This window comes from Streptococcus sp. DD11 (assembly GCF_001578865.1).
GTDB lineage: Bacteria > Bacillota > Bacilli > Lactobacillales > Streptococcaceae > Streptococcus > Streptococcus panodentis.
The window spans coordinates 95,570-97,667 of record NZ_KQ969396.1 but is presented as its reverse complement, the minus strand read 5'-3'; the positions used below and the strand labels follow the sequence as shown (position 1 = coordinate 97,667).

The 2,098-nt window shown below is 46.8% G+C and carries 2 protein-coding genes; one reads left to right on the top strand and one right to left on the bottom strand.

The window, feature by feature from the left end:
- Nucleotides 1-208: 208 nt before the first annotated feature.
- Nucleotides 209-1,174, bottom strand: coding sequence for a polysaccharide deacetylase family protein (locus STRDD11_RS09900; RefSeq protein ID WP_128837178.1), 966 nt, complete (start codon nt 1,172-1,174; stop codon nt 209-211).
- A gap of 251 nt (nt 1,175-1,425) precedes the next feature.
- Here STRDD11_RS09900 and STRDD11_RS14590 point away from each other — a divergent pair.
- Nucleotides 1,426-2,098 (top strand): homoserine dehydrogenase (locus tag STRDD11_RS14590; protein ID WP_241209403.1); only part of this gene is annotated, 673 nt, incomplete at its 3' end.

The following is a 2,098-nucleotide window of genomic DNA, read 5'->3' as shown; positions in this document are numbered from 1 at the left end:
CAAAAGATAAACTAAATGACGATATTAGATTGGAACATGCTGAACAGGTGCGCTGCCGCCTGATTTGCGGATGGTTTTCGTTCGAGTGTAAAATAGAATATCAGTTTAAGAAAAGAGTTCTTATACGGTATCTTCTAAAAGATCCATCCCTCTGTGGGTGAGGGCGCAGCCATCACGGGAGTCTGTCCCACCGCCTTTGTAAATAGAATTAGTTGACTGCGATTTCATTGAGCAGATCCTGGGCGGTTGTTGTCGGATTGACGCGGACCCGGTTGAGGGACAGCAGTCCATTTGACAGAGAGGCCAGGCCATTGTTGGTTGTCAGGCCCATTTTGTAGCCCAAACTCTCAGCAATCTGCAGGGTAGTGTCGCTGTAGCGTCCTGCTGGGTAAGCGACGGTAGTAGTTGATTGGGAGAGATTCTGATCTAAATAGTCCTTGGAATCTTTCAGTTCAGTTGTTTGCTGCTCAGATGCTGCAGCAGACAGGTCGGGATGATTGACCGTATGGTCCTCAAAGGACATGCCCTTGTCTTTCATTTCTTTGATTTCATCCAGAGTCAGCATATCTTCGCGGCCGGCTTGGACGAAACCGGTAATCACATTATTCGTCGCTTTCATGCCATATTTTTGCAGCAGGGGGAAAGCGTTGGTATAGAAATCCTTTAGGCTGTCGTCAAAGGTCAGCCAAACGACTTTTTTATTTTCCGGCAGCACATTCTCCGTCAGCGCTTTATAGGCTTCTTCAGGCGTCAGTGTGTAGTAGCCGGCTTCCTTGAGGGCCTGAAGCTGGCTTTCAAAGGTGGCTGGGTCTACGATTAAGCCGGAGTTGGCAGCTTCGGAAGGGTCCATAACATGAATAGCATGGTACATCAGGATAGGGATTTGGACAGGCTGGTCCTGCTTGACCCAGCTGAGCTTTTCCTTGTCGTCAGAAGAAGTGCTGACCTTCTTATCTCTGGTAGGGGCGGCATCGCTGTCTGACGGTGCAGTGACCTGACTGGTCTGTGATTTGTCTGCTTCATTTTGATTGTGGGAGTTTTGGAGTTGGGTCAAGAGGTGAAAGCCTCCGACAATCAGAACGAGGAAGAGGAGGGTGTTGAACGTTATCAGAAACATTGCCCTTTTTCTGGCCTTGCGGCGCTGTATACGGTTTCCACTGTGTTTGCCTGGCATCATATCTCCTTTGAAAATAGATAGTGAGAATCATACTCTTTTAAATCCTTGCTTCTTTGCTAAAGGCCGTATCAGAAGCTGAGCTATGCTGTCTCAGAATCTCTGGGCTGATCTATTTGAATTTATCTGAGTATAAACATATCCCTGACGGAACATTACTCATATTATAACAAATAAAGAAATAGATTTGTAGGCATTTTTGCATAATTCTGTTATAATATTTTATACAAGAAATTTTCAAGGAGTTGCTCATGTCTATTAAAATTGCTTTGCTTGGTTTTGGAACAGTAGCCAGCGGTGTTCCGTTTTTGCTCAAGGAAAATAAGGAAAAGATTGTTCAGGCTGCCCATTCAGAGATTGAAGTAGCCAAGGTTCTGGTCAAGGACGATGCCGAAAAAGAGCGCCTTTTGGCAGCTGGCCATGATTTTAACTTTGTGACCAATGTCGATGAGATTTTAAATGATGATGCCATCACCATTGTTGTTGAGCTGATGGGCCGGATTGAGCCGGCTAGAACCTTTATCACGCGTGCTCTGGAAGCTGGCAAACATGTTGTGACAGCCAATAAAGACCTGCTGGCTGTCCATGGTACAGAGCTGCTGGAGACTGCTCAGCAGCACAAGGCAGCTCTCTACTATGAAGCGGCCGTTGCCGGCGGTATTCCAATCTTGCGGACCTTGGTCAATTCACTGGCTTCTGATAAGATTACCCGAGTTCTCGGCGTGGTCAACGGAACGTCTAACTTCATGATGACAAAGATGGTGGAAGAGGGCTGGTCCTATGATGCTGCTCTGGCGGAAGCGCAGCGACTTGGCTTTGCAGAAAGCGATCCGACCAATGACGTTGACGGCATTGATGCAGCATACAAAATGGTCATTCTCAGCCAGTTTGCCTTTGGGATGAATATCGCATTTGAAGATGTCG

What these genes read in the sequence shown, in the direction of transcription:
- STRDD11_RS09900 (WP_128837178.1), bottom strand. Translation starts at nt 1,174, where the DNA reads ATGCCAGGCAAACACAGTGGAAACCGTATACAGCGCCGCAAGGCCAGA.